The organism is Flavobacterium sp. 9AF, assembly GCF_902506265.1.
In the GTDB taxonomy this organism is placed as follows: domain Bacteria; phylum Bacteroidota; class Bacteroidia; order Flavobacteriales; family Flavobacteriaceae; genus Flavobacterium.
Genome location: NZ_LR733572.1, coordinates 1 through 2,806, shown reverse-complemented (window position 1 = coordinate 2,806; position 2,806 = coordinate 1). Strand labels below are relative to the sequence as shown.

The 2,806-nt window shown below is 28.6% G+C and carries 3 protein-coding genes; all 3 read left to right on the top strand.

Annotated elements, in window-relative coordinates:
• Positions 1 to 214 precede the first annotated feature (214 nt).
• The gene (gmd, locus tag HALO113_RS15130) at positions 215 to 1,279 is read left to right on the top strand and encodes a GDP-mannose 4,6-dehydratase (protein ID WP_159779926.1); all 1,065 of its coding nucleotides are present in this window, start codon (positions 215 to 217) and stop codon (positions 1,277 to 1,279) included.
• Positions 1,273 to 2,214, top strand: coding sequence for a GDP-L-fucose synthase (locus HALO113_RS15125; RefSeq protein ID WP_159779925.1), 942 nt, complete (start codon positions 1,273 to 1,275; stop codon positions 2,212 to 2,214). The genes gmd and HALO113_RS15125 overlap by 7 nt, the downstream gene beginning before the upstream one ends.
• Positions 2,214 to 2,806 (top strand): hypothetical protein (locus HALO113_RS15120; RefSeq protein WP_236554746.1); only part of this gene is annotated, 593 nt, incomplete at its 3' end. The genes HALO113_RS15125 and HALO113_RS15120, both read left to right, overlap by 1 nt.

Here is a 2,806-nt window from a genome sequence, read left to right as displayed (position 1 = left end):
ATATATAATGGAGTAAAAATAGAAATAAAAATTCCTATTATTAAAATTTCCGTTTTATCTATATTATTAGTTAAACTACTTATTTTTGAAAACAAATTCAATTTCAATATCTAGAGATTAATTATTGTGCAATTTACTTATTTTTTGTTTAACTAGTTAATAAATTAAATATGTAAAAGTTATATTTGTAGTTTTATAAATTCATAAACACAAAATGAAAGTAGCTTTAATAACAGGAATTAATGGTCAGGATGGTTCATATTTGGCCGAATTATTACTGGAAAAAGGATATGATGTTCACGGAATTATTAGAAGAAGTTCTTCTTTTAATACGGAAAGGATAGAGCATTTATATATTGAAAGTTTATTACAAGACTTACACAAAGAAAAAAAAATTAAATTACATTATGGAGATATGACCGATTCCACTAATTTGATTCGTTTAGTGCAACAAATTCGTCCAAATGAAATTTATAACTTAGCCGCACAATCACATGTTAAAGTTTCCTTTGATATGCCAGAATATACAGCAGAAACTGACGCAGTTGGAACATTGCGTTTATTAGAAGCTATTCGAATTTGTGGATTAACAGAAACAACAAAAATTTATCAAGCTTCAACATCTGAACTATATGGTAAAGTTCAGGAAATTCCTCAAAAAGAAACAACTCCTTTTTATCCTAGATCACCCTACGGTGTTGCTAAAATGTATGCGTATTGGATTACAAAAAACTACCGTGAATCATACAATATGTATGCTGTAAACGGAATTTTATTCAATCACGAATCAGAGCGTCGAGGAGAAACTTTCGTTACCAGAAAAATCACACTAGCCGCATCACGAATTAAACATGGTATCCAAGAAAAATTATACCTAGGAAATCTTGATGCACTTCGCGATTGGGGATATGCAAAAGATTATGTTGAATGTATGTGGTTGATGTTACAACAAGACACACCAGAAGATTTTGTTATTGCCACTGGAGTTCAATATTCTGTTCGTTATTTCTGTGAATTGGCTTTTAGAGAAGCAGGCATTGAAATTGAATGGAAAGGTGAAGCTGAAAATGAAAAAGGATATTGCAAAGCAACTGGAAATGTATTAATTGAAGTAGATGAAAATTACTATCGTCCTGCTGAAGTAGAAACTTTATTAGGTGATCCTACAAAAGCAAGAACTGTTTTAGGATGGAACCCAAGTAAAACTTCAATTGAAGAATTAGTAAAAGTTATGATGAAGCACGATTTAGAATATGTAAAATTACCAAGAGTATGCTAAAAACAGCAAAAATATTTGTTGCAGGTTCAAGAGGAATGGTAGGTTCTGCCATTGTTCGTAACTTAGAACAAAATGGATTTACTAATATCATTACCAAAAGTTCTAAGGAACTTGATTTAAGAAATCAACAAGCTGTTTTTGAATTTTTCGAAACGGAAAAACCAGAATATGTTTTCTTAGCAGCTGCAAAAGTTGGCGGTATTCATGCAAATAACACCTATCCTGCTGAGTTTATTTACGACAACATGATGATTCAAAATAATGTGATTCATGCTGCTTATTTAAACAAAGTTGAAAAATTATTTTTCTTAGGAAGTTCGTGTATTTATCCAAAATTTGCACCCCAACCTTTAAAAGAAGAATATTTACTTACCGGAGCTTTAGAACCAACAAATGAAGCCTATGCAATTGCAAAAATTTCAGGTTTAAAAATGTGCGAATTTTACAAAAAGCAATATGGGTGTAATTTTATATCAGCTATGCCAACCAACTTGTATGGTCTAAACGATAATTTCAATTTACAGAATTCGCACGTATTACCTGCTTTACTTCGCAAGTTCATTGAAGCGAAACAAAATAATTCATCAGAAGTAGTTGTTTGGGGTTCTGGAACACCAATGCGCGAATTTTTATTTGTAGATGATTTAGCGGAAGCTTGTATATTCTTGATGCAAAACTATAACGACGCCGAAACAGTAAACATTGGTACAGGCGAAGACGTTACTATTAAAGAATTAGCAGAAACTATTAAAAAAACTGTTGGTTTTGAAGGAGAATTGGTTTTTGATGTTACAAAACCTGATGGAACTCCAAGAAAATTATTAGATGTTTCTAAAATTAATAATTTGGGTTGGAAACATAAAATTGATTTGCAAGAAGGTATTGAGAAAACCTTAAACTGGATTAATGAAAATAATTTCGAAATGTTTAATTAATGAAAAAATTAATACATAATCATATTTTGATGAGCGGAATTTATAAAGGTATATCTGGTATGTCTTTATTTTTATCGATTCGTATATTGATGGATTATCTAGGTGTTGATGTTTTTGGAATTTGGACATTAATATTTACTGTTTTTCAGTTTGTATTACTTATGGATTTCGGAATACAAAGCACTTTAAAAACAAAAATCCCTCAATTAAAAATTAATTTTGATTCAGTTAATATTTTGGGATATATTAAGTCTACTTATTTATTTTCTTCTATTATTTCATTATTGATTTTCATTTTTTTTATTGTTTTTTCATTTTTTATTAATTTTAGAGAGATCTTTAACATTTCAAATTTTTCAAATAATTTCATAAGAAATCTATTTATTATTAATGTTTTCTTTTTTTGTATAAATTTTGTTGCTAATATTCATAAATCCTTGTTTGTAGCTTTTTTAAAAGGTAAGTTTTCTGAAGCTTCAATAGCGTTAAATCAACTAGTTTTTTTTTTAAGTATATTTTTATTCACAAAATTAAATTACACATTTAGTGATGAAGATAAAATTTTATATATTTCTCTATTAAATGGTAGTAT